The 24,717-nt window shown below is 32.9% G+C and carries 20 protein-coding genes; all 20 read right to left on the bottom strand.

Annotated features, from left to right (window positions below):
• A partial coding sequence (locus RR539_RS00100; protein ID WP_332483655.1) for a peptide ABC transporter substrate-binding protein occupies positions 1-1,614 on the bottom strand: 1,614 nt, incomplete at its 3' end.
• A 136-nt stretch (positions 1,615-1,750) separates the two neighbouring features.
• Positions 1,751-2,722, bottom strand: coding sequence for an ABC transporter ATP-binding protein (locus RR539_RS00095; protein WP_332474085.1), 972 nt, complete (start codon positions 2,720-2,722; stop codon positions 1,751-1,753).
• Entirely contained in the window at positions 2,722-3,732 is a 1,011-nt protein-coding gene (locus RR539_RS00090; protein ID WP_332474086.1) for an ABC transporter ATP-binding protein, read from the bottom strand. The genes RR539_RS00095 and RR539_RS00090 overlap by 1 nt, the downstream gene beginning before the upstream one ends.
• 13 nt (positions 3,733-3,745) lie before the next feature.
• Positions 3,746-4,663, bottom strand: coding sequence for an ABC transporter permease (locus RR539_RS00085; protein ID WP_332474101.1), 918 nt, complete (start codon positions 4,661-4,663; stop codon positions 3,746-3,748).
• A 13-nt stretch (positions 4,664-4,676) separates the two neighbouring features.
• Positions 4,677-5,597, bottom strand: a complete 921-nt coding sequence (locus RR539_RS00080; RefSeq protein ID WP_332474087.1) for an ABC transporter permease — start codon at positions 5,595-5,597, stop codon at positions 4,677-4,679.
• A 484-nt stretch (positions 5,598-6,081) separates the two neighbouring features.
• The gene (locus RR539_RS00075; RefSeq protein WP_332474088.1) at positions 6,082-6,366 is read right to left on the bottom strand and encodes a hypothetical protein; all 285 of its coding nucleotides are present in this window, start codon (positions 6,364-6,366) and stop codon (positions 6,082-6,084) included.
• Positions 6,359-8,350 (bottom strand): NAD-dependent DNA ligase LigA, encoded by a 1,992-nt coding sequence (gene ligA / locus RR539_RS00070; protein WP_332483654.1) that lies wholly within the window; start codon positions 8,348-8,350, stop codon positions 6,359-6,361. The genes RR539_RS00075 and ligA overlap by 8 nt, the downstream gene beginning before the upstream one ends.
• An 11-nt stretch (positions 8,351-8,361) precedes the next feature.
• On the bottom strand, positions 8,362-10,575 hold the full coding sequence (gene pcrA / locus RR539_RS00065) for a DNA helicase PcrA (RefSeq protein WP_332500161.1): 2,214 nt from the start codon (positions 10,573-10,575) through the stop codon (positions 8,362-8,364).
• Positions 10,576-10,679: 104 nt separating this feature from the next.
• Positions 10,680-10,979: a YerC/YecD family TrpR-related protein gene (locus RR539_RS00060; RefSeq protein WP_332474092.1), complete on the bottom strand. Its 300-nt coding sequence runs from the start codon at positions 10,977-10,979 to the stop codon at positions 10,680-10,682.
• Between the two features lie 74 nt (positions 10,980-11,053).
• Positions 11,054-11,779: a pseudouridine synthase gene (locus RR539_RS00055; protein ID WP_332474093.1), complete on the bottom strand. Its 726-nt coding sequence runs from the start codon at positions 11,777-11,779 to the stop codon at positions 11,054-11,056.
• 8 nt (positions 11,780-11,787) lie between these two features.
• Positions 11,788-13,107, bottom strand: coding sequence for a patatin-like phospholipase family protein (locus tag RR539_RS00050; protein ID WP_332474094.1), 1,320 nt, complete (start codon positions 13,105-13,107; stop codon positions 11,788-11,790).
• Positions 13,108-13,116: 9 nt separating this feature from the next.
• Complete coding sequence (locus RR539_RS00045; RefSeq protein WP_332474095.1) at positions 13,117-13,866, bottom strand: lytic transglycosylase domain-containing protein; 750 nt, start codon at positions 13,864-13,866, stop codon at positions 13,117-13,119.
• 72 nt (positions 13,867-13,938) lie between these two features.
• Positions 13,939-14,670 carry a TMEM165/GDT1 family protein gene (locus RR539_RS00040; protein WP_332474096.1) on the bottom strand — a complete coding sequence of 244 codons (732 nt, stop codon included), beginning with the start codon at positions 14,668-14,670 and terminating at the stop codon, positions 13,939-13,941.
• A 276-nt stretch (positions 14,671-14,946) separates the two neighbouring features.
• On the bottom strand, positions 14,947-16,371 hold the full coding sequence (locus RR539_RS00035; RefSeq protein WP_332483652.1) for an NCS2 family permease: 1,425 nt from the start codon (positions 16,369-16,371) through the stop codon (positions 14,947-14,949).
• 673 nt (positions 16,372-17,044) lie between these two features.
• Positions 17,045-18,454 carry an NCS2 family permease gene (locus RR539_RS00030; RefSeq protein ID WP_332474098.1) on the bottom strand — a complete coding sequence of 470 codons (1,410 nt, stop codon included), beginning with the start codon at positions 18,452-18,454 and terminating at the stop codon, positions 17,045-17,047.
• A 171-nt stretch (positions 18,455-18,625) separates the two neighbouring features.
• The gene (gene ppaX, locus RR539_RS00025; RefSeq protein WP_332474099.1) at positions 18,626-19,267 is read right to left on the bottom strand and encodes a pyrophosphatase PpaX; all 642 of its coding nucleotides are present in this window, start codon (positions 19,265-19,267) and stop codon (positions 18,626-18,628) included.
• Between the two features lie 43 nt (positions 19,268-19,310).
• Positions 19,311-20,369 (bottom strand): TolB family protein, encoded by a 1,059-nt coding sequence (locus RR539_RS00020; RefSeq protein WP_332483651.1) that lies wholly within the window; start codon positions 20,367-20,369, stop codon positions 19,311-19,313.
• Between the two features lie 201 nt (positions 20,370-20,570).
• Positions 20,571-21,263, bottom strand: coding sequence for a DUF1643 domain-containing protein (locus RR539_RS00015; RefSeq protein WP_332500154.1), 693 nt, complete (start codon positions 21,261-21,263; stop codon positions 20,571-20,573).
• 37 nt (positions 21,264-21,300) lie between these two features.
• The gene (locus tag RR539_RS00010; protein WP_332500153.1) at positions 21,301-21,966 is read right to left on the bottom strand and encodes a M48 family metallopeptidase; all 666 of its coding nucleotides are present in this window, start codon (positions 21,964-21,966) and stop codon (positions 21,301-21,303) included.
• A 91-nt stretch (positions 21,967-22,057) separates the two neighbouring features.
• Positions 22,058-24,717: type I restriction endonuclease subunit R (locus RR539_RS00005; protein ID WP_332500152.1), on the bottom strand; the 2,660-nt coding region annotated here is incomplete at its 5' end.

Genomic DNA, 24,717 nt, shown 5'->3' with positions numbered 1-24,717 from the left:
TGCTCCGTATAGAAGAATTCTACCTAGTGGTGACTTCTTAATACCCTTAACCTTAGGATTGATGCAGATAACATCAGTGTAGTAGTATACTGGGATAGCTGGCATAGCATCCATTATAATAGCTTCCGCTTGACGGTATAGATCTGTTCTCTTAGCTTCATCAACTTCTGATGCTGCCTTCTTAATTAGATCGTCAACCTCTTTGTTGCTATATCCAGTATCATTATTTTCTCCGTTAGTTTCGAATAGTTTTAGGAATGTTGATGGGTCAGTGTAATCTGCAATCCATCCCATTCTACACATTTCGAAATCTTTCTTTGACTTGCTATCAAGGAATACTTTCCACTCTTGGTTGCTTAACTTAACGTTAATACCAAGGTTCTTTCTCCACATTTCTTGCATAGCTTGAGCTACTTGCTCATGTCCTGAACCTACGTTGTATAGTAGTTCAATTTGAGGGAATCCTTGTCCATTTGGATATCCAGCCTCAGCTAGAAGCTTCTTAGCTTCTTCAACGTTTCCGTTTACTGGGATGTAATCCTTAGTTCTAAAGTCTTCACCCTTTGAGTTCTTAATTCCAGGTGGAACTATACTAGTTGCTGGAACTTCTCCACCCTTAGTTGCAGTTTCAATGATAGCTTTTCTATCAAGTGCAAGTGCAAGTGCTTTTCTAACCTTCGCGTCGCTCATAGCCTTGTATGCAGCAGGATTCTTCTGCTTCATCTTGTCGCTTAGGTTAAATAGATACATGTATGTACCAATATTCATTGATTGAACAGCTGTTCCATCCTTAAGTAGGTTTGGAATTTCTTGTGCTGGTGGCTTTTCTATGTAGTCAAGCTCTCCAGTTTTGAATGCATTAAGAGCGTTTGATGGCTCTGCAATCATCTTAACTTCTAGTCTATCTAGTTTAACAACTTCTGGGTTCCAGTAGTGTGGATTCTTTTCGTAAACCATTATATCCTTTGGTCTCCACTCCTTAAGAACTAGAGGTCCGTTTGAGATATAAGTTTCTGGCTTAGTAGCCCACGCTGCATCACCAACAACATCTTCTCTTACAGGCATGTAAGGAGTGAATGCTGTTAATTGAAGGAAGTATGATACTGGGTGCTCAAGTGTAACTTCGATATTGTAATCGTCCTTAACCTTGATTCCCGCTACGTCCTTAGCTTTTCCATCAAAGAAGTCTTGTGCTCCCTTAATGTACATTAGGTATCCTGAGTATGGTGCTGCAGTTTCCTTAGTAAGAACTCTCTTCCATGCGAAAGCGAAATCCTTTGCAGTAACTGGCTTATCATCTGACCACTTAGCGTTTTGTCTAAGTTTGAATGAGTAAACTAGTCCATCTGGTGAAACTGTCCATGATTCAGCAACTGCTGGTTGTGGTTGTTGATTGTCGTCAAGTCTTGTTAGAGCTTCAAATGAGTTGTCAATTAGTGAACCTGCGTATGATGACTCATTTAGAGCTGGATCGATAGTCTTTTCTTCTTCAGAAATGTTGATAACAACTGTGTTATCAGGCTTTCCTGAACTACCGCATCCTGCAAGACTTATAGTCATAAGTACTGCAGTAAGTCCTACAGCTACGACTTTTGATAGTCTCTTTTTAAGCATATGCTTATCCTCCCTATAAATTTATTTATAACTACCATTACTGATAGAATATAGCATTTAAATGTGTAGGTATCTTTGTATACCATTTTATGTATAACTAGCCTAAATTATATTAGGCTAGTTTTTTATGCTAATACTAATATAAGTGACATGCTACCTGGTGTCCTGGTGAAACTTCCTTAACAACTGGATTCGTTTCAAAACACTCTGGCTTAGCGTATCTACATCTTCCAGCGAATCTACATCCTGCTGGAGGGTCTATTGGAGATGGAATATCTCCTTCTAGTATTATTCTCTGTTTAGCTCTAGATTCCTCTGGGTCTGGAATAGGAATTGCAGATAATAATGCCTGTGTATATGGGTGTAATGGATTGCTATAAAGCTCATTACTTTCTGCAAGTTCTACCATGTTTCCAAGATACATAACTCCAACTCTGTTAGAAATATGCTTAACCATTGATAAATCATGGGCTATAAATAGGTAAGTTAGACCAAGTTCGCTTTGAAGGTCTTCAAGCATATTTACAACCTGTGCCTGAATTGATACGTCAAGAGCTGATATAGGCTCATCACATACAATAAATTCTGGCTCAACTGCTAGTGCTCTAGCAATACCTATTCTTTGTCTTTGTCCACCTGAAAACTCATGTGGGTATCTATTAGCATGCTCACTGTTAAGACCAACTCTTTCTAGTAAGTAGCTTATTCTGTCTTTTCTTTCTTGTCCCTTAGCTATTTTATGGATATCTATAGGCTCTCCTATTATATCTCCAACAGTCATTCTTGAGTTAAGTGATGCATATGGATCTTGGAAGATCATCTGCATTTTCTTTCTGTAATCTTGCATTTGACCTGAAGATAACGGTGAAAGATTAACTCCATTATATATAATGTCTCCTGCTGTTGGCTCATAAAGCTTAAGTATTGTTCTTCCTGTTGTAGTCTTTCCACATCCTGACTCTCCAACAAGTCCTAGGGTTTCCCCCTTGTTTATAGTAAAGCTAATATCGTCTACTGACTTAACATAGCTTATTTTGTTTCCTAGTAGTCCCTTCTTAATAGGGAAGTATTTTTTAAGGTTTTTAACTTCTAATAATGGCTTAGTCATTAGTTTGCCTCCCTTCCTACAGGTGCTTCTACCTTAGGAGCATCTGGATGGTTTAGCCAACATGCTGCACAGTGTCCCTCAGCTATTTCAAAAGCTTCTGGTCTAGTTTCAACACATATCTCCATTGCATAGTCACATCTAGCTGCAAATGGACATCCAACTGGTGGATTTAAAAGATCTGGCGGTTGACCATCTATTGGCTTAAGTCTTTCCTTAACTAATTCCTTAGGGTTTGGAACTGACTTAAGTAGTCCCCATGTATATGGATGTTTTGGATTGTAGAATATATCGTTTGCTTTTCCACTTTCTACAATAGTTCCACCATACATAACATTGATTCTGTCACATACATCTGCAACAACACCAAGGTCATGGGTAATTAAAATAATTGATGTATTTATTTTTTCTTTAAGATCCTTCATAATTTCAAGAATCTGTGCCTGTATTGTAACATCAAGTGCTGTTGTAGGCTCATCAGCTATAAGAAGTTGAGGCTGACAAGTTAGTGCCATAGCAATCATAACTCTCTGTCTCATACCACCTGAAAACTCATGTGGATACTGGCTCATTCTACTTTCAGGACTTGGAATACCAACTAATTCTAGCATTTCCACTGCCTTCTTGAAAGCCTCCTCCTTATTCATCTTCTTGTGTTTTCTTAAAGGTTCCATTAACTGATCACCAACTGTTAATACAGGGTTTAAGCTTGTCATTGGGTCCTGGAATATCATACCCATTTCATTTCCACGGATATTTTCCATTTCCTTCTCTGTAAGCTCAGTTATACTTCTATCTTTAAAAAGGATTTCTCCCTCTATAATCTTTCCATTATCAGCAAGTAGTCTCATAATAGACATCATTGTAATACTCTTACCACTACCTGATTCTCCAACTATACCAAGAGCTTCTCCTTCTTTTAGTTCAAAGGATACTCCTCCTACTGCCTTAACTTCTCCAGCATGAGTAAAGAATGAGGTGTTCAGGTTTGTTACTTTTAGTATATTCTTCATTTCCTTTTCCTCCTTATTTACGCATCTTAGGATCTAGAGCGTCTCTTAATCCATCACCTAGTAGCTGGAATGCAAATATTGTTACACAGATTGCCATTGCTGGGAAGAATAATTGATAAGGATATGTTATCCATCCCTTCATAGCCTCTGAACATAGAGTTCCCCATGAAGCATCTGGAGCTGATATACCAAGTCCAATATAGCTTAGGAATGACTCTGTAAATATAGCACTTGGAATTGCAAGTGTTACAGATACTATTATAGGTCCCATTGTATTAGGTATAAGGTGCTTAAATAATATTCTAACCGGTGATGCACCTAGTGTTTTAGCTGCAAGTACAAATTCTTGTTCCTTAAGAGATAGAACCTGTCCTCTAACTATTCTAGCCATACCAACCCAGCTTGAAATAGAAATACCAACTATAATACTAAACATACCTGCATCTAGTACTAGAATTAGAAGTATTACATATATCATCATTGGAATTGAGTAAAGTACGTCAACAACTCTCATCATCATATCATCAACTTTTCCACCAATGTATCCTGAGATACCTCCGTAGATAACACCTATTACTAGGTTAAGAATACTTACTACAAAACCAATTGTTAGTGATATTCTTCCACCGTGCATAACTCTTGTTAATATGTCACGACCAAATTGGTCTGTACCGAACCAGTGTGCTGCACTTGGTCCTTGATTTGTTATATCATAGTTTTGTTCAAAATATGAATAAGGTGAAATCATAGGTCCAACTAAAACAAATAGTACCATTATTACTACCATTACAAGTCCAGCCATTGCTAACTTGTTTGATTTAAGTCTTCTCCATACGTCTTGCCAATAGGTTACGCTAGGTCTTATGACTTCTTGTTTTGCTATATCTTCCTTAGCAACTTTTTTAAACTTCTCACTTGTTAATTGCATAATATACCTCCTTTACCTATTGACCAAGCTTTATTCTTGGGTCTACTAGTGAATATAGTATATCTACAATAAAGTTAAAGAATATAACTAATGAACTGTAGAATACTGTAATACCCATGATAGCTGTGTAATCTCTATTATTTATAGTTGTAACAAACTCACGTCCAAGCCCTGGAATACCGAATATCTGCTCTACAACAAAGCTTCCTGTAATAATAGCTGCTGTAAGCGGCCCTAGGTAGGTAATAATCGGAATCAATGAGTTTTTAAGTGCGTGCTTGTAAGTGATTGTTCTTTGTGATAATCCCTTAGCCTTCGCTGTTCTCATATAATCTTGTCTTATAACATCAAGTAAACTTGATCTTGATAATCTTGATATAAATGCAATAGAGTAACCCCCTAATGCTAATACCGGCATTATATAATGTATCGGCTCACTAAAGCCTATAGTTGGCAATAGTCTTAGATTTAACGAGAATATATATATTAGGAATGTTGCAAGTACGAAACTTGGAACCGTAACTCCAAAAGTGGATACAACCATACATAGTTTATCCTGCCACTTTCCTTGATTTAATGCTGAAACTATACCCATCCACGTTCCAATTACCACTGATATTACAACAGTAACAAGTCCTAGCTTAGCTGATGCTGGGAATGAATATCCAACGATATCATTTACTGTTCTACCTTGGTACTTAAGTGATGGTCCAAGATCTCCCTTTAATAGTCCAGTTATATAGTTTACATACTGCTCTGATATAGGCTTATCTAGTCCATACTTAGCATTCATGCTTGCAAGTACTTCTGGCGGATAGTTCTTCTCACCTTGGAATGGTCCTCCAGGTAATGAATGAATTAGAAAAAAGGTTGCTGTGATTACTATCCATAATGTTAGTAAACTAGCAAATAGTCTTTTTCCGATGTAAGTTAACATAATTTTTCCTCCTAACCCTCTACTTTTTCTTCAAATAATGCCATATTTTGGAAAACGCTTTCTACTTAAATAGAAATATTTTCTAATCTGCATACAATTTATATAAGATTATCTTTTATCGACTTAATATGATAAAGTCTATTATACATTATTTTGTCGATTTTTACGATAAAATAAATTTTGTAAAAATTGGTTTAGACAATATTTTTCTATAAAAGAGTGAAACTTTCTTTTTAAATTATTCATATTATAGAAAAATCACTACAGAAAATCAAGCTTTTTACGAATAACATAATATATTTATATATTATTTTGAATACAAAAACAAGGATAAATCTACTTTTTTTAATATTTATACTATTCAGTATAAATATATTGCTAAATATTAATTACATTTATTCAAATATTTAGGATAAAAATCAAAGGATAGAAAGCTTTCTATCCTTTTTTTCTTAGTAAAACATATGTATTTCATAGTAAAACACTAATATATTCCAAATGCAACAAAAATAATTAGAATTATACAAAGTCCATAAGAAATACATCCGTGTACCTTAGATTTTTTATCCTTAAGGGTAACTGCTGTTGTTCCCCAAAGTGCAAGTGTAATAGCTAGACAAATTTCAACAACCTTTAGGTTAATAAAATATATAGAACCTGACCTCCATGATATCCCAAAGGCTACTAACATGGTAAAAACAGCAACCATAAATGTTATAACCATCATAACCCAGGTTAAACAATCTACTATCTTTAAAAACCTAACCATTGATCATTACCCTAAACTCATCTTCAGTTATTATATTAACCGAAAGATCCTGTGCCTTCTTAAGCTTACTTCCTGCATCTTTTCCTGCAAGTAAGTATGTTGTTTTCTTAGATACACTTGAGGATACCTTTCCACCAAGTGATTCTATAATATCAGCCGCCTCACTTCTATTAAATTGTTCAAGTGTTCCTGTTAATACGAAAGTCATCCCCTCAAAGCTTACACTCCTAGTATTTTCAGTAACTTTCTCTTCCTCCTCAAATCTTAATCCACTTAACTTAAGTTTTTCAATAAGGGAGATATTCTTATCATCACTAAAATACTGCACTATACTTTCAGCCATCTTGCTACCAATTTCATCAACCTGTATTAAACTTTCATAGTCTGTTTTTGCAAGTTTTTCGATATTTTTATATTCTTTTGCAAGATTTTTTGCAGCTTTAAGACCTATATATCTTATACCAAGTCCAAATATTAGCTTACTAATATGGTTTTCTTTAGTTTTTTCTATAGAGTCTAAAAGTTTATCTACCGACTTTTCTCCCATTCTTGGAAGTTCTAGTAGCTTACTTCTATCTAAATTATATATATCTGCTATGTTTTCTAGTAGATTATTATCTATAAGAAGGTCTACTACCTTAGGTCCCATACCCTCAATATTCATAGCATCCCTAGATACAAAATGTATAATACTTCTTCTTAGCTGTGCTTCACAGTTAACATTTATACATTTAACTGCAGATTCTCCTTCATTTCTAACTACTGGTTCTCCACATGCAGGACATACCGATGGCATTTTAAATTCAATTTCACTACCATCTCTATCCTCCTCAATAACACTAACAACCTCAGGTATTATTTCACCTGCTTTTTGGATGTAAACACTATCGCCTATTCTTATATCTTTTTCCTTAATATAATCCTCATTATGTAGTGCGGCTCTAGAAACTGTACTTCCCGAAACAAGTACTGGTTCTAAAATAGCTGTTGGAGTTATAGCTCCTGTTCTTCCTACTTGAAGAATAATATCCTTTAACTTAGTTTTTTTCATTTGGGCAGGGAATTTATATGCTGCTGCCCATCTTGGAAACTTAGCTGTTTCTCCAAGCTCCTCTCTTTGTGAAATACTATCTACCTTTACAACAACACCATCTATTTCAAATGGAATAGAATCTCTATTTTCTCCAATCCTACCTATAGCATCTATTACAGACTCTATATCACTACATGTAAATCTATTCGGACTAACACTAAATCCTAATTCTTCAAGATACTTAAGTCCCTCTTCATGGGATGCAATTTTACTTCCAGAATATCTTTGAATATTAAATATAAGTACACTAAGTTTTCTCTTAGCTGCTATTTTAGGGTCTAATTGTCTAAGTGATCCCGCTGCTGCATTACGAGGATTTGCAAATAAAGCTTCTCCATTTTCTTTTCTTTCACTATTAAGAGCCTCAAATGACTTTTTATCAATATATACTTCTCCACGTACCTCTAGAAGATTTTTATCTTCTATTATAAGTGGCATAGACTTAATAGTCTTAAGGTTTTCTGTAACATCTTCTCCTACAAGTCCATCTCCCCTAGTTGCTCCACTTTTAAATGAACCGTTTTCGTAGATAAGGCTTACTGATAAACCATCTATTTTAAGTTCTACTATATATGTAACATCAGAACATACACCCTTAACTCTTCTATCAAAATCCCTAAGTTCTTCAAAACTAAATACATCCTGTAGACTTATCATAGGAACAGTATGGGTTACCTGATTAAATTGACTTAGTGCCTCTCCACCAACCCTAACAGTTGGTGAAGATTCACTCATATATTCTGGATGATTTTCTTCAAGATTCCTAAGCTCTCTCATCATCATATCGTATTCATAATCACTTATAACTGGATTATCTAAAACATAGTAATCCTTATTTGCCTTCTCAAGCTTATTCCTTAAAGAATCTATTTGAGCTTTGATTTTATCCATATTTTCACCTCTTAAAGCAATTCAATTGGTGCAGAACCAAGAAGTAAATTCTTAAGTCCTGCTGTATCAAAGTGGACAGTTATTTGAGTATCGTTAGCTGCTGGCTTAGTAGATATAACAAGGCCTTTTCCAAATATCTTATGCTTTATTTTAACCCCAGCCTTAATTTCTCCACCTGAAAGTGAGTTAACTTTCTTTCTTGTAGCATCTGGGATAATTACCTTAGATGATATTCTTTGATTAGCTGCCTTTATAACAGGCTCCCTTTCATGGGAATATACCCTATTAAAGTTTTCCTTAGGTGCCGGGCTTATATCCTCAACAATATCACATGGAATTTCCTCTAGGAATGAAGATGGTGCATTAAATGATGTACGGCCAAACATAAGTCTTTGTCTTGCACATGTTAGGTATAAATTCTTCTTAGCTCTTGTAATCCCAACATAACAAAGTCTACGTTCCTCCTCCATTTCCTCTTCATCTTCAAGTGCCCTAAAGTGAGGGAATATCCCCTCCTCAAATCCTGCTATAAATACTATAGGGAATTCTAGTCCCTTTGCAGTATGAAGCGTCATAAGAGTTACCCTAGAATCATCAGTAATATTATCCTGGTCTGATACTAGTGCTATTTTCTCAAGGAATGCTGAAAGTGAAGTATCCTCTTCATCTGAAGTTTCAAATTCAATAGCAGCTGAGAAAAACTCTTGAACATTTTGAACCCTATCAACCTTATCCTTATCCTGCTGAGCCTTAAGATCCTCAATATAACCTGTTTTATCCATTATTTCTTTAATGATTTCAGAAACGCTCATAGTATCCTTACTCATAATTAGAGTGTTCATCATACTTATAAATTTTTCGATTGAGTTAGATGCACGTTTAGTAAGGGAAGTAACTTCTCCTATATCAAGCATAGCTGAATATAGGCTACTATCTGAATTAAGAGCATATTCCTTTACCTTATCTACACTAGAATCTCCAATTCCCCTCTTTGGAACATTAACTATTCTTTCAAGTGAAACAGAGTCTGCTGGGTTATTAATAACCCTAAGATATGCAATTATATCCTTAACTTCTTTTCTGTCATAGAACTTAAGTCCCCCAATTATCTTATATGGAATACCTCTATTCATTAAACTTTCTTCAAGTATACGACTCATTGCGTTGGTTCTATATAAAATAGCACATTCCTTAGCAGAAAATCCGTCATTAATTGATGCCTGAAGCTTATCTGCTATAAATGATGATTCTTCCCTATCACTATTTCCCTTATAGAACTTAATAGTTTCTCCTGTTTCATTTTCAGTCCAAAGACGCTTATTCTTTCTGTTTTCATTGTTTGCTATAACGCAATTAGCAGCATCTAATATTCTCTTAGTGCATCTATAATTCTGCTCTAGCTTAATTACCTTAGTATCCTCATAATCCTTTTCAAAGTCTAGAATATTACGAATATCAGCACCTCTCCATCCGTAAATAGACTGATCATCATCTCCAACTACACATAGGTTCCCATGTCCCTTAGCTAATAATTTAATAAGATTATACTGTGCACCGTTAGTATCCTGATACTCGTCAACTAATATATAATTAAACCTTCTATGATAGTATGCTAATAAATCCTCATTTTCATTAAGAAGTTGAACTGTTTTCATAATAATATCATCAAAGTCTAATGCATTATTTGTTTCAAGCTTCTTTTGGTATTTTTCGTATACAAAACATAGGTTTTTCTTTTCGAAATTGTTTTGGTTTTCTTTTTTGAATTTTTTCCAATCAATAAGATTATCCTTAAGTCCACCAATACTTGATAGCATTCCCTTTGGAGGGAACTGCTTCTCATCAATATTAAGTTCCTTAAGACATTCCTTAACAAGCTTCTCCTGATCTGATGAATCATATATAACAAAAGTCTTGTCATATCCAAGCTTATCTATATGTTGTCTTAGTATTCTTACACATATAGAGTGGAATGTACCAACCCATATACTCTTAGCTTTCTCATCAACTAGTGCTTCTATTCTTTCCTTCATTTCACGTGCAGCCTTATTAGTAAATGTAATAGCTAATATATTATCAGGAAATACCCCATTATCTATAAGGTGTGCAATTCTATATGTTAAAACCCTAGTCTTCCCCGAACCTGCCCCTGCTAGTATTAACAGTGGCCCATTTAGAGTTTCTACCGCTTCTCTTTGGCTATCATTAAGTGTATTTAAATCTATCATTAATATCCTCCCCACTTAAACTTCATTAGGTATATTATAGCATTTAGGACAAAAAACAAATAGGGTTAATAATTAACCCTATTTACTAATAAATTATTAAATTATTCGTCGCCATAAAGCTTATTGAATACAAGCTTGTATCCTCTGCTTCCATAATTAAGACATCTATTAACCCTACTTATAGTTGCTGTACTTGCACCTGTAGTATTGGCTATTTCAGTATAGGTCTTTCTTTCCCTAAGCATCTTTGCAACCTGCATTCTTTGAGAAATAGACTTAATTTCGTTAATAGTGCATATATCATCTAAAAATCTTTCTACATCGTCTTTCGTGTCTAGTGCTAGAATAGCTTCATATAAATACTCAAGCTCTTCCTTATTAAGTTCATCAAAGTGTTTCATTTTACCACCTCAAAAGCCAAATTAGTTATACTTTTACTTTATAATATTAAACTGATAAAGTCAACTTAAGTATTTTATTTTGTGTAGTTAAATAAACTTTCTACTTCCTCGTCAGTTAATTCTCTATATTGACCAAGCTCTAGGTCCTCGTCAAGTACAAGTGGTCCCATTTCTAGCCTTTTAAGGTATACTACCTTTTTACCAACAGCTTCGAACATTCTCTTAACCTGATGATACTTTCCTTCATATATAATAACTTCTATTTTAGATTCTTCTCCACTTTCTAGAATAGTAAGTTCTGCTGGCATAGTATGATATCCATCATCTAGAACAATTCCCTTACTAAATTCAGCTATATCACTTTCTGTAACTTCCCCTTCAATATCTGCGTAATATTTTTTAGGTACGTGGTTCTTCGGTGATAATAACTTATGATTAAGTTCTCCATCATTAGTTATTAGTAATAGTCCCTCTGTATCCTTATCAAGTCTTCCAACAGGTGCTGGCTTAAATACAGCATCTTCATATTCTAATATATCTATAACCGTTTCTAGGTGTTTATCCTCTGTTGCTGATATAACTCCTGGTGGCTTATGCATCATAATATAAATAAACTCTCTATAATTAACCTTCTCACCATTTATTATGATCTCATCCTCATATGGATTAACATGGGTTGATGAGTCCTTTATAATATTACCATTTACAGTAACCTGACCTGACTTTGTTATGGCTTTAACTTCTTTACGGGTTCCATATCCCATATTTGCAAGTACCTTATCTAATCTTTCCCTTGACATATTTCCTCCTAATTAAGTCTTCCCCTCATAGAATCAATGTACATTAAAAAAGCTGCTGCAATTGCTGTCTTTGGATAAACAGTTGCCATTAACTTTCTAAATATTTGTGGTGCTTCTCCCTCAACACATGCCTTTAGATAATAAATTAAATTTGCTTCCTTGTTAATTTGTTCTAATAAAGAGGATAATACTTTTTTCCTATCTGTTAATAATACACTATTTTTAAGGTAGTCTAAATAGCCATCATCAGAAAAATTATTTAAATTATAATCTAGTGCCTCGTATACCTTATTAATAAGTTCCCTTAAAGAGTATACCTGTACCTTTTCTATTGATAAAATATCAGCTGCAATTTCAAGGGCTGATATAAATATTTTATCCTTAGTTATATCATCTCCAGTATAGGATTTAATAAGTCTCATTATTTTATCTAAAATAATATTAGAAGACCTTATATCCCTATGGTTAATCTCCACTCCAAAAAATTTATATATATTAACTATATCACTTTCTTCTATATTAATATGAAGCTTATCAGTGTTATTAATATAATACCTATGTCCATGAAGCTTTCCAAATGCCTTAAGGCAATCTAAGTATCCAAGGTTCATATTGAATTTTATATTATCCATATTAAAACTTAAAACAGACCCCTTTAATTCATGGGGATTCTTAATATATATAACATTTCTCCCACGTACATTTGCTCTTTCAACAAACCCTGGGCTTAATATATCTACTACTATTATATTTTCTATATTATCACTTACTGCAAAAGATAGTGGTACATTATCACAAAATGCCCCATCTATAAATCTTTCATTGTTAATTGTGTGTTTCTTAAAGGCTGGTAGTGCAGAGCTTGCTATTAGGTAATCTATAAGTTTCCCCTTTTCTATTTCTGACTTATGAAGCTTTTGGGGTTTAAAGTTATCTAGAGAGAATGTTACTATTCCATAATCAATTAAGGAATTTCTGATCTTATCCTCATCAATTATCTCTTCTAGTAAATTTTTAAGGGGAGTAATATCTATTCCACCTGAACTTATAACATGCATCATAAACTCAAGTGTACTAGATACACCCCCCTTTAGTAATAATTCTTCTATCTTACTCTCTATGTTCATAACATCAGATGCTTTAATTTCATTCCAAAGCTTCTCTGCCCTGTCAATGCTGCCCTGAACAAACATAGCTCCATTAAGCGCTCCAATTGATGTTCCGTATATAGATGTAACATTAATGTTCATCTCTACTAAAGCCTTATAGACTCCAAGTTCATAGCTACCCTTAGCACCTCCACCACCTAGTACTAAAGCGTAATCCATATTATCCTCCTAAACAAACTTAATATCTTTATATTGATTATAATATCCCATAACCTTAGTTACATAATCTCTTGTTTCCTTAGGCATATTTACTATTTCTGGTACCGTATCTACTCCTCTTTTGCTCATACGAGTAATTCCACCATTATAGGCAGATAATGCAAGCTGCTTGTTACCATTAAACTTATCTAGTAGATTCTTTATGTACTTAACTCCCCCATCAACATTGTCTTCAATATTGTAAGGATTTGATACTCCATACTCCTTGCAGTTGTAGTCCATAAGCTGCATAAGCCCCATAGCGCCTGCCCTTGAAGTACAGTTAGGATTAAAGTTAGATTCCTGCTTAATAATAGCACGAACAAAACCTTCCTCTACTCCATACTTTCTTGAGGCAGCCTTAATAGCTGAATCTATTCTAGGTGCAATATTAATATCCTTTTCGCGAAGATTCGGTGCCTTACCCATAGGTATGAAATCACCATATTCACCATAAACTTCAGATACTTGATTATTTGGCTTTATATTATTGTTACTATTTATATTATTACTATTTAGTAATGTATTATTCATATCATATCTACAATTATGACAGTAGTTACCGTTATTACTTGTTAAAGCTGATTTAAGCATATATTCAAATAGCATAGAATTATTAGAAGAACTTTGGCCCATTCCTACACCACTTGTACCTGCACCATTAAACATAGACTGCATTAAATATATATTCATAAATCTTGATACATCATTAATATTCACCGAAAACCACTCCTTAAATAAAAGTATTACTTATGTTATCGTATAATACATCATTTATCTAAAGAAGTTTATTTATTTTGCCTTACTTTTTACTTTACAATAATTTTGCACAGTAATATTTTCATCTAGTTTATTATTTTTAATTAAATAATAAGTAGCAATTCCAGTTATAGCTCCTAATGCTAATATAAACATAATAGTAGAAGTTAGACTCATTCCCATATCATTAAATAATGATTGGAATACAGCAATAAATCCAAAGACTATAAATGCACCTGCTGAAACAAGCTTTATAACCCTCTCTGGTATCCTTCTACACATAACTACTCCAATAACTATACCAATAGCATCTGCTATAAGCATACCTGTAGTAGTTCCCATTAATATTACTATAGGGCTTTCTGGAAACTTAGTTGCTACTGCTATAGTTGCAAGCTGAGTCTTATCACCCATTTCAGCAATAAAAAATGCTATTGTAACAGTTAAAACCGCTCCATACTTATATATCTTATTCTCCTCACCGTCTAGACTATCCCCTCTTATCGTCCAAAGTCCAAAGAAAATAAATGAAATAGCTGCAATAAATTGAATCCATATTTGTGCAGATTCAAACTTTGTTATATAGTTTCCTACTAATACAGCAAGTCCATGATTAAATATTGTAGCAATAAACACACCAAGCATAACCTTAGACGCCTTATACTTAGTTGCAAAAGCCATAGCAAGTAGCTGAGTTTTATCCCCCATTTCAGCTAATACTACTGCTACTGTTGAAAACAGAAAAGCAAAAATTGTTGTGGTCATCTTTAAACATCCCTTCATTATTAAGTTATTACTAAAAGGCAATAAAAAACGAGACCATTAGCATAGGATACACATCTGTATACCCTATGCTAAAAGTCTCGTTACCAATAATGGCTACAAAGCCAGGTGATATCACCAGTATGTTGACTTTGTACTAGAACTACTCCCTTTTAGCTTATTCGATAATATCATAATTTCTCAGTAATTTCAATTCCTAATGATCAATATAGAAAATAAAAAAAGAGAGGCATAAGCCTCTCTTTATAATCTTCCTAATTAGTGAGGAAGAACAATAAATCTTAGGATGAATAGTGCTGCAAGTACATAAACTATTGGATGTACTTCCTTAGCTCTACCTGTTATCACCTTCATTACTGGAAGCATGATAAGACCGATTGAGATACCGTTTGCGATTGAGAAAGTGAATGGCATCATTGCGATTATAAAGAATACAGGAACTGCTTCTGTAAAGTCGCTGAAGTCGATTTCACTAACTGCTGAAAGCATTAGAACCCCAACAATGATTAGTGCTGGTGCTGTTGCTTGTGAAGGTACCATACCAACGATTCCGATTAGGAACATTGATGCGATGAATAGGCAACCAACAGTTACTGCTGTAAGTCCTGTTCTTCCACCTTGAGCAACACCTGAACTTGATTCAACGTAAGTGTTGATTGTTGAAGTACCACAAACTGAACCGATAATGATACCGAATGATGCAGCCATCATTGCCTTGTTCATGTTCTTAACAGTACCGTCCTTGTTAACTAGTCCAGCCTTAGTAGCTGTACCAACAAGAGTTCCGATTGAATCGAAAAGGTCAACTAGTGTAATAGTAATAACTACCATTACTACTGAAAGAATTGCAACTCCAATTCCCTTATCACCTGATCCTAGAAGTCCAGCGAAGTCCATTTTCATGAAAGTTTCGCTCATTCCAGGAGGCATTGAGAATACTTCTGAAGTAACATGAGTTTGTCCCATTGGAATACCAATAAGAGTAGTAGCTATGATTCCTAGTAGCATTGATGCTTTAACATTAAGTGCCATAAGAGCAGCTGTTATAACTATACCTATAACTGTAATTAGTACAGCTGGGTCAGTTACATCACCGAAGGCTACATAAGTAGCTGGGTTAGAAATAACTATTCCACCATTCTTAAGTCCTAGTAAAGCAATAAATAGTCCTATACCACCTGTGATAGCAAGTTTAAGATTCTTTGGAAGAGCCTTAACCATTATATCAAGTAGTGGTGTAACACAAATAATAAAGAATACAATACCTGAAATAAATACAGCTGCTAGACCTTCTTGCCAACTATGGCCCATACCTAGAACAACTGTGTAAGTGAAGAATGCATTAAGTCCCATACCTGATGCTAGTGCGAAAGGTAGGTTTGCAAGTAGACCCATTAGTATTGAACCAGCTGCTGCTGATATACAAGTAGCCATGTAAACTGATGCTACAACAGGGTCATTAAGTGTAGTAAACGCTACTGCGTCTGCTCCAACAGCTCCTGCTAAGTTCATACCCGCTTCTCTAAGAACTGATGGGTTAACGAACAGGATGTACGCCATTGTTAGGAACGTTGTAAGACCTGCTAGAATTTCAGTCTTAACGTCGGTACCATTCTCTTTAAGTTTGAAAAACTTGTCTAAGAATCCACCTGATTGGTTTGCTTCAAGATTTGCTTGACTCATATTTTTCCCCCCTATGATTAATAAATCTTGTGCTGGGAAACTTTAAAGTTAAAAAGTGAGCGTTACTAAATTAAATATAATTGCAGTTTGCTTATCTAATTAACCAGTCCTAAAGCTCCCGGGACTACAACTTCTTTTAATATTATGAATTTTTGAAGTTGTTAAAAAATCATTAATGTTAACTTCATATTATCACCGGTCTTGATTGTTGTCAACAGAATTTTCAGCCAATTTGCAATATATAAACATAGGTTGTTTGTGTAAATAATACAACTCATATCATTATTCGACTTTAAAATACAGATCATATTGTGTATTTTCTACAAATAACATCCTCGATATCAAATTGTCTATAATATTGAATAAATTCAATATATACAGATATAACTAGAATATACTGTCCACTTTCAAGTTAATTAGATTAATTTAGCTCCCTTTAAAAGTTTCCCCTCTATATTCTACTTACTATGTAGCAATTTTATTACCAATTATAGAATTTTGCTTATATTCTGATAAATCAAGATGTGAAAATATGTATTAGTTACTATAAGTCTATTTCTATCCTCCCCCTAATTATTCCTTCAAAAACAAAAAATAAAAAAAAGATGCCCTTTTTGTAAAGGGCATCCTTTAAATTGTTCATAAATAACTATCTTTAAAGTAACTATTTATACTATAGTAATGCGAATCTTAAAATAAACGCTACTGCTAGTACGTATACTACTGGGTGAACTTCCTTATATCTACCTGAAACAAGTTTCATGAAAGGATATAGAATAAGTCCCATAGCAACACCATTAGCTATTGAATAACTAAATGGCATAATAGCTATTGTAAAGAATACTGGTACTGACTCAGTAAAGTCACTAAAGTCAATTCCACTTACAGCTGAAAGCATAAGTACTCCAACGATTACTAGTGCTGGTGCTGTTGCTTGTGGTGGTACTATTCCAACTAAGCCTGAGAAGAATAGTGCCGCAATAAATAGTAGTCCAGCGAATACTGATGTAAGTCCTGTTCTACCGCCTTGACTTATACCTGAAGTTGACTCAACACAGCAGTTAAGTGAACTTGTTCCAAGTGCAGCTCCTGCAATAGTTCCTAAACTCATTGCCAGCATAGCACCCTTCATGTTCTTAACACTTCCGTCTTCATTAACTAGGCCAGCCTTTGATGCTGTTCCAAGCATAGCTCCTAGTGTATCAAATAGAACAACTAGTGTAATTGTAATGAATACCATTACAAAGCTAAGTACTGCAGCTCCAACTCCTGCTTCACTCTTAACTAGACCTACAAAGTCCATTTCAAATAGAAGTGGTGAAACTGATGGAGGTGCTGATATAAATGAAACATCCGTAGTGTTAGTAATTCCCATTGGAATACCAACAAGAGTAGTTGCTACAATTGCAATAAGCATTGACGCCTTAACGTTAAGTGCCATAAGTGTAGCAGTAAGTAAAATTCCGAATATAGTAAGTAGAACTGCTGCAGATCTAAAATCTCCAAATCCTACAAGTGTATCTGGGTTAGCAACTATAATTCCACCTGATTTAAGCCCGATCAGTGCAATAAATAGTCCGATACCACCAGTAATAGCAAGCTTTAGGTTTTGAGGTAATGCCTTAACTATAATATCTAATAGCGGAGTCATAGTTATAATAAGGAATGCAATACCTGAAATGAATACTGAAGCTAGAGCTTGTTGCCATGTAAAGCCTAGTGTAAGTACTATTCCAAATGTAAAGAATGCATTAATACCCATACCTGGTGCTAATACGAATGGTAAATTTGAGAATATACCCATTAATATAGAACCAATAGCAGCTGCTAAACAAGTAGCTGCAAATAGTGCTGCTACATACTTGTCGTTACCAACAGTTAAACCTGCTTGAACAACAGCATCGCCAAAAAGCCCTTGTTCGTTGATTCCAGCCATTCTAAGAATGCTTGGGTTAACAAAAATAATGTATGCTACAGTAACGAATGTAGTTAGACCAGCTAGTAGCTCTGTCTTAACACTTGTTCCGTGTTCTGTTAGCTTGAAAAAATTGTCTAGGAATGATTTCTTCTTATTAACTTCCATGTTAATCTTCCCCCCTGATGTGTATTACGTAATGTAGTTAATTGAAACATGTTTTAATTTCTACACACTCATATTACCACGATTCATGTCGAAGGTCAAAATATATTTCGCTCGATAGGGAACATTCCTATTATTAAAACTAATTATAATTCACTTTACTTTTAAAATATTCTAAATTAAATGTACTATATCTAAAATTTCGTCTAATTTGTTTATTTTGAAATTTGGATTAATTCCATCAAATGAATTAATATCGATAGCCGTATATGAAACAAGACAAGTATATGCACCTGCTCTTTCACCACATAACATGTCATACTTACTATCACCAACCATAATACACTCTGATGGATTAACCCCTATAATCCTACATGCTTCAATTATAGGTTCTGGATTTGGCTTATGTTTCTCTGTACATTCTGGTGTTATAATAACATCAAAATAATTCTTAATATTAAATAATTCAAGACCACGTATTGCAACCTCAGCTCTTTTTGATGTTACAATTGAAAGTTTAAAACCACCCTCCTTCAATAATTTAAGTGTACTTTCAACGCCTTCAAAAATCTTAGTCATAGAATCATGATTCCTAATATTAAATTCCCTGTAAATATCTAACATAACCTTAACCTCTTCCTTAGAGTATCTCTCTAAGGTTACATGTAAAGGTTCACCAAAACTATTAATAATTTCCCTATCTTCAACTTCTATATTAAGATGAGACTTAAGCGTATGCTTAAAAGACTCCAAAATAAGTGTGTTTGTATCTAATAGTGTTCCATCTAAATCAAATAATATTCCTTTAATATTCATTATAATTTCCCCCTTAATTCTCACAGCTTTTAAACATATATATTTAATATACCTTTAATAGCCTTATGCTTTTAGAAAAGCTTCCCTCTTCATAAATTCTATACACTTCCTTTTTATTGTTAGATTTCAAATCATAGAAGTATATATATTGAATCCTTTCCTCCTTACTATATGATGCAAAAAATGCTGCTGTACTATCAACATTAAATATACCACTATAAGCATTGTTTATTTTAGTAAGCTTTCCGCTATTTAAGTTTACTATATTAAGTCTATTAAGTGCCCCTTCGTTAAAAGTATTACATAATATATAATTATTATCTAATGACCACCGTGTACTTCCACTTACAACCCCGTCATTAAGATTAATTCTCTTTTCTGCTCCATATTTAATTTCATATATATATAACTGATATACACCATTTTCTCTTTTAAGGTATGATATATTTTGCTTGTTTGGTGAAAGCATAGGATCTAATATATCCTCTCTACAATTAATTATTTTATTTTCTTTGTTAGTAGCTATATTATAGGAATATATATTGTAGGAATCTGGATTTGTTTTATGCTTTTTTGAATAAATGATTTCACTTTCCTTAACAAATTTAACATCCCTTATATAATCAGAATCTCCAATAGGTAAAGTCTTATTACTACTTGTACCCATATTAACATCATATGTAAGTAGGACTCGTTCCTTATCATTACTACAAACCATATATATATTATCTGAAAATCTATCTATTTCACTAATAACCCTATATCCCTTTAATATATTAACAGTATTATTAAGCATCTTATCAGATGTTTTGCCTACATATATTCCTTGGTTTTTCCCTTCATTAATAGTAGACACCTTAACATCCCTATCTATATAGGTGTTATCTCCATATAACTCTGATATTTTATTAACCTCACCTAGTTCATCATAATAAAATATTCCCTTATCACTTCCGATTCTTTCATATATAAATCCCATGTCTCTTTCTTTTACAAATGTAACAGTACCATCATCTAATGTCTGCCTATAGCTCATTAATAAACTACATACAAAAATAATAATAAATGCAGCTACCCCTTTATAAAATATTCTTCTAAACAAGAAAAACACTCCCTTGACAATTACTTATTAAAATTATTGCCAAGAAAGTGTTTTTATATGCTTTTATTCTATTATACAGCTACAATGGGATCATTAAAATATACAAAACTATATCAACCTTTCTCCCTTTATCATGCTCTACTAATATAATCTAAATACATCTGTTTTCTAATATATATTACTATCACTAGTTGGTTTTAATTACAGCCTTATTATATCTAAATGCTCATCTATATATATTTTAACTACTCCAACTATATCTCCATTTATTGGATGATACGGATTACCTCTTTCTGTAATGCTTTTTATTTTCTTAAATTTAGTATCATATATCTTAAAAGCTAGTAATAATATTTCTTTACCTTTTAGATATTTTACTATCTCACATATTCTTTTTATATATAGAATTTCATTAAAATTAGTTGGGCAATTTCCCCAGCCTATTATTACTATGTCACTTTTATCTATAGATTCTTTTATACTTCTAAAGTTATCATCCATTAACTTTTTAAAATATTCCTTCATTACATATTTCATAATATTATCAATACTATTTTTCAACTCTTTTGATTTTGGATTATATATAGAAAACAAATTTGTAATTTGTAAATATTTTATCTCTTTTAACTTCTCCATTTCCTTACTACTAATATCATAGCTTTTAGAATTCAAATTTCCGAAGAACTCTACCACAGCATCTACTGTTTTATCTGACTTATCATTATCAGCCTTTGATGGGTTCATCATTATTATTGTCGCTGTTTTTTCTTGTTTTTTATTTTTTAATGTAATCTTAAGTTTCTTTCTTTGTTCTAAAGTATCATTTGTTTTATCAATATAACTACTATCACACGTAACTCTTGAAACTAGGTTTTCATCATACTTTCTAACCATACACTCTCCTTAAATATATTATAATTACTTACTTATATTAACTATATTCCAACTTATCCTTTCTCCACTTCCAATTAGGCATATGAACACTCATATACTCCCAAAACTCTTTACTGTGGTTAGGATACTTTAAATGAGCTAATTCATGAAATATAACATATTCAATACAGTAACGTGGCTTCTTAATTAATTCTAGGTTAAGGTTTATATTTCTACTTTCTATATTACAGCTTCCCCATCTAGTTTTCATAGTTATTACTCTAATATTATTGACCTCTTCTTTAACTATTTTTTCATACTCATGAACCAATTCATTAAATTTAATCTTAGCTTTATCCATATACCATTTCTTAAGAAGTTCTTGTTTCCTAATTGTATTATCTTTATCCTTAGTGTATATCTCAATGTATCCCCTATATAGCCTTACACCTTCATTGTTAGCCTTAATAACTTTAAGTCTATAACTCTTACCAAGATACTTAAAGCTTTCTCCACTAACCATTTCTTTAACTTGAGGCTTTACATAATTATCATTGAAATGCTTTAGCTGAGCTTCTATCCAGTCTTTTTTATTTTCCACAACTCTATCAATATAATCATCTGTAGCAGCCTCTGGTACGGTTAGGTGTATTGTTCCATCTCTTTTTACCTTCAAGGTTATATTTTTAACTTTTTTCTTATGTATTTCTATTTTATGTTCCATAGCTTTCTCCTACATTACAACTAAAGTCTCTAATTAACTTAGCCTACTCGGTAATACTTTACAACTACTAAGCAAATTCTAAATTACTAAGCTATTTACCATATTTTCTAATAGATATTGTAAGTGCTGTTTCTAATATCTTATCTGTATCTAATGATATACCATATTCATCTTCTAAATCCCAAAGCCTTTCTTCTAAATCTTGGCTTATTTTTTTATGAATATCCGTATTACTAGTCCAGTCAGGCTTTGTAACATAACCTTTAATAATTTCTTCGAATTCTAATGAAGTATTAGCTATAACATATTCTGATTTTTCTTCCTCTATCTTTGATGAAATGGGTTCATAAATATCTTTTCTAATATTATCATATATAACCTGCGCAGACTTATTATTAGTTATTGGATCTGGATAAATTTCTTCTACGGATCCATTTCTAACGTCATTCATTACATCATGCATACTACTTAAATACTCTTCTTCACATATTCTTTTCTTTCTATAATCTTCAAGTATTCTATTAATTCTATCCTTTAGCCCTTCATAGTAAGCAGGGTTTTCATCATACTTCATAGTGATAACCTTATCTAAGGCATTTTTTATGGTATCAGCTTTAGCTCTCTTACCTTCTACTCTTTGTATCTCTTCATCAAAATTCTTATCATCAAAAATATTAACTAATTTAGTAAGCTTATTAACTTCATTTGCACTTATATAAGTATCTAAAAGCTTTTGCATTTGCTCTTCATACTCACCAAAGTCAATCTCTTCATGATATCTTAATCTAATACTTTTTCTCAATTCACTAAAAAATTTTAGTGAATTCTTATATTTATCTAAGTCTTCCTTGGATAATAAATCTAATATTCCTTGTGATGCTAAACATATATTTAAACTCTTTGCATAGTTTTTTAACCTTTCATAAAAATCCAATCTTTTACTCTCATCAGCTAAGTAAACTTCATATTCTTCCTTATCATTTTTGTTCTTAATAGGATTAAATAGGTCCTTTAAATATGAATAAGTAGACTTTAAATTATCTACTTCCTGCTTAACATCTTTAACTGCACCTTTAATATCATCTTCATCAAATCCCTCTAAGGAACTATATGAAGTTAATGCTTTATCAAGATTACCTAACAGTCCTCTATAATCTATTATATATCCATAATCCTTACCTTCAGATAATCTATTAACTCTTGCTATAGCCTGCAATAGTTTATGTTCTTTTAATTCCTTATCAACATATAAACCAACAGCATTTGGTGCATCAAATCCAGTTAATAGCTTATCTACTACTATTAGAATTTCAACATCATCGCCATCACAGAATTCTTCCTTTATCTTTGTTTCATAGTCGTCTAAGTCACCATATTCTCTTTTTATTCTTTCCAGTTCTCTTTGTACAAAAAGTTTATTTTCATCGTAAATATTCTCATTTCCTTCTCTAGTATCAGCAGATGATATTACAAAAGCTGTTTTAACATCTCCATACTGTTCAAATATTTGATGATATCTTATAGCCTCAAACTTTGATGAAGTTGCAAGCATAGCTTTAAAACCTGTTCTTTGCCATGTATTCTTGTAATGCTCATTAATATCTAAAGCTATCATTTCTAGTCTTCTTTCACTAGAAGCAACCTTTTGAAATCTTGCCCATTTCTGCTTTAGATCTTCCTTCTGCTCTTCATTAAGATTTCTCGCTATCATTTCAAACTTTCTTTCAAGTCCTGATTCATCATTAATCCATTGATCTACTAATCTTCCTTCATATAGTAAAGGTAATACAGCTTTATCTTCAACAGCTTTATCTATTATGTATTTGTGAATCATAGTTCCAAACTGACTAAAGGAGTTTTTCTCCTTTTTCATAAGTGGAGTTCCTGTAAAACCAATATAACATCCATTAGGGAATACTTTCCTCATCTTCTCGTGGAACTGTCCATTTTGAGTTCTATGAGATTCATCTACAAGAACAAATATATTAGGATCATCTATCTTTGAACCAACATTAAATACTTTATCAAACTTATTAATTATAGTAGTGACTATCTTGCTTTCTTTACTTAGAAGCTGAGTATTTAAATGACTTCCATTTTTAACTTGAACAATATCATTCTTAAATCCACTATGGGTGAAAGTATTCTTAATTTGTAAATCTAACTCTTTTCTATCTGTAACTATAATAACCTTTGCACTTGGTATTCTTCTTCTTAAAGCTCTAGCAAGCATAACCATAGTTAAGGACTTACCACTACCTTGAGTATGCCATATAAGTCCACCATTTCTTTTTCCTGTATTATCAAAAGTATCTATTCTCTCCAAGGTTCTTTTAATACCAAAATACTGTTGATATCTAGCTACCTTTTTTACATTTTTATCAAACAAAGTATATTCTCTAATAATTTCTAAAACCCTATTTATATTAAATAATGATACTATGCTTTTATCTAGCTCAGTAGCTACTCTGCCCTTAACATATCTCTCAATATTTAAATCCTCTTCCTCTTTCCATACAGACCAGAACTTAGCTGGAGTTCCAGTTGTAGCATATCTAACTTCTCTTGTATTTCCTGCTAATACTAATTGGATATATTTAAAAAGATGAGGTATATTATCTTTTTTCTGATTACCTATCATCTGTGATATACCTTGCTTTAATGATACAGCACTTGCCTTAAGCTCAATTACAGAAAAAGGAATACCATTAACAAATAAAACTATATCTGGTCTCCTTGTTTTTTCCTTTA

The organism is Clostridium sp. (assembly GCF_036639235.1).
Classification (GTDB): domain Bacteria; phylum Bacillota; class Clostridia; order Clostridiales; family Caloramatoraceae; genus Clostridium_AB.
This window is presented reverse-complemented; position numbering and strand designations above follow the sequence as displayed.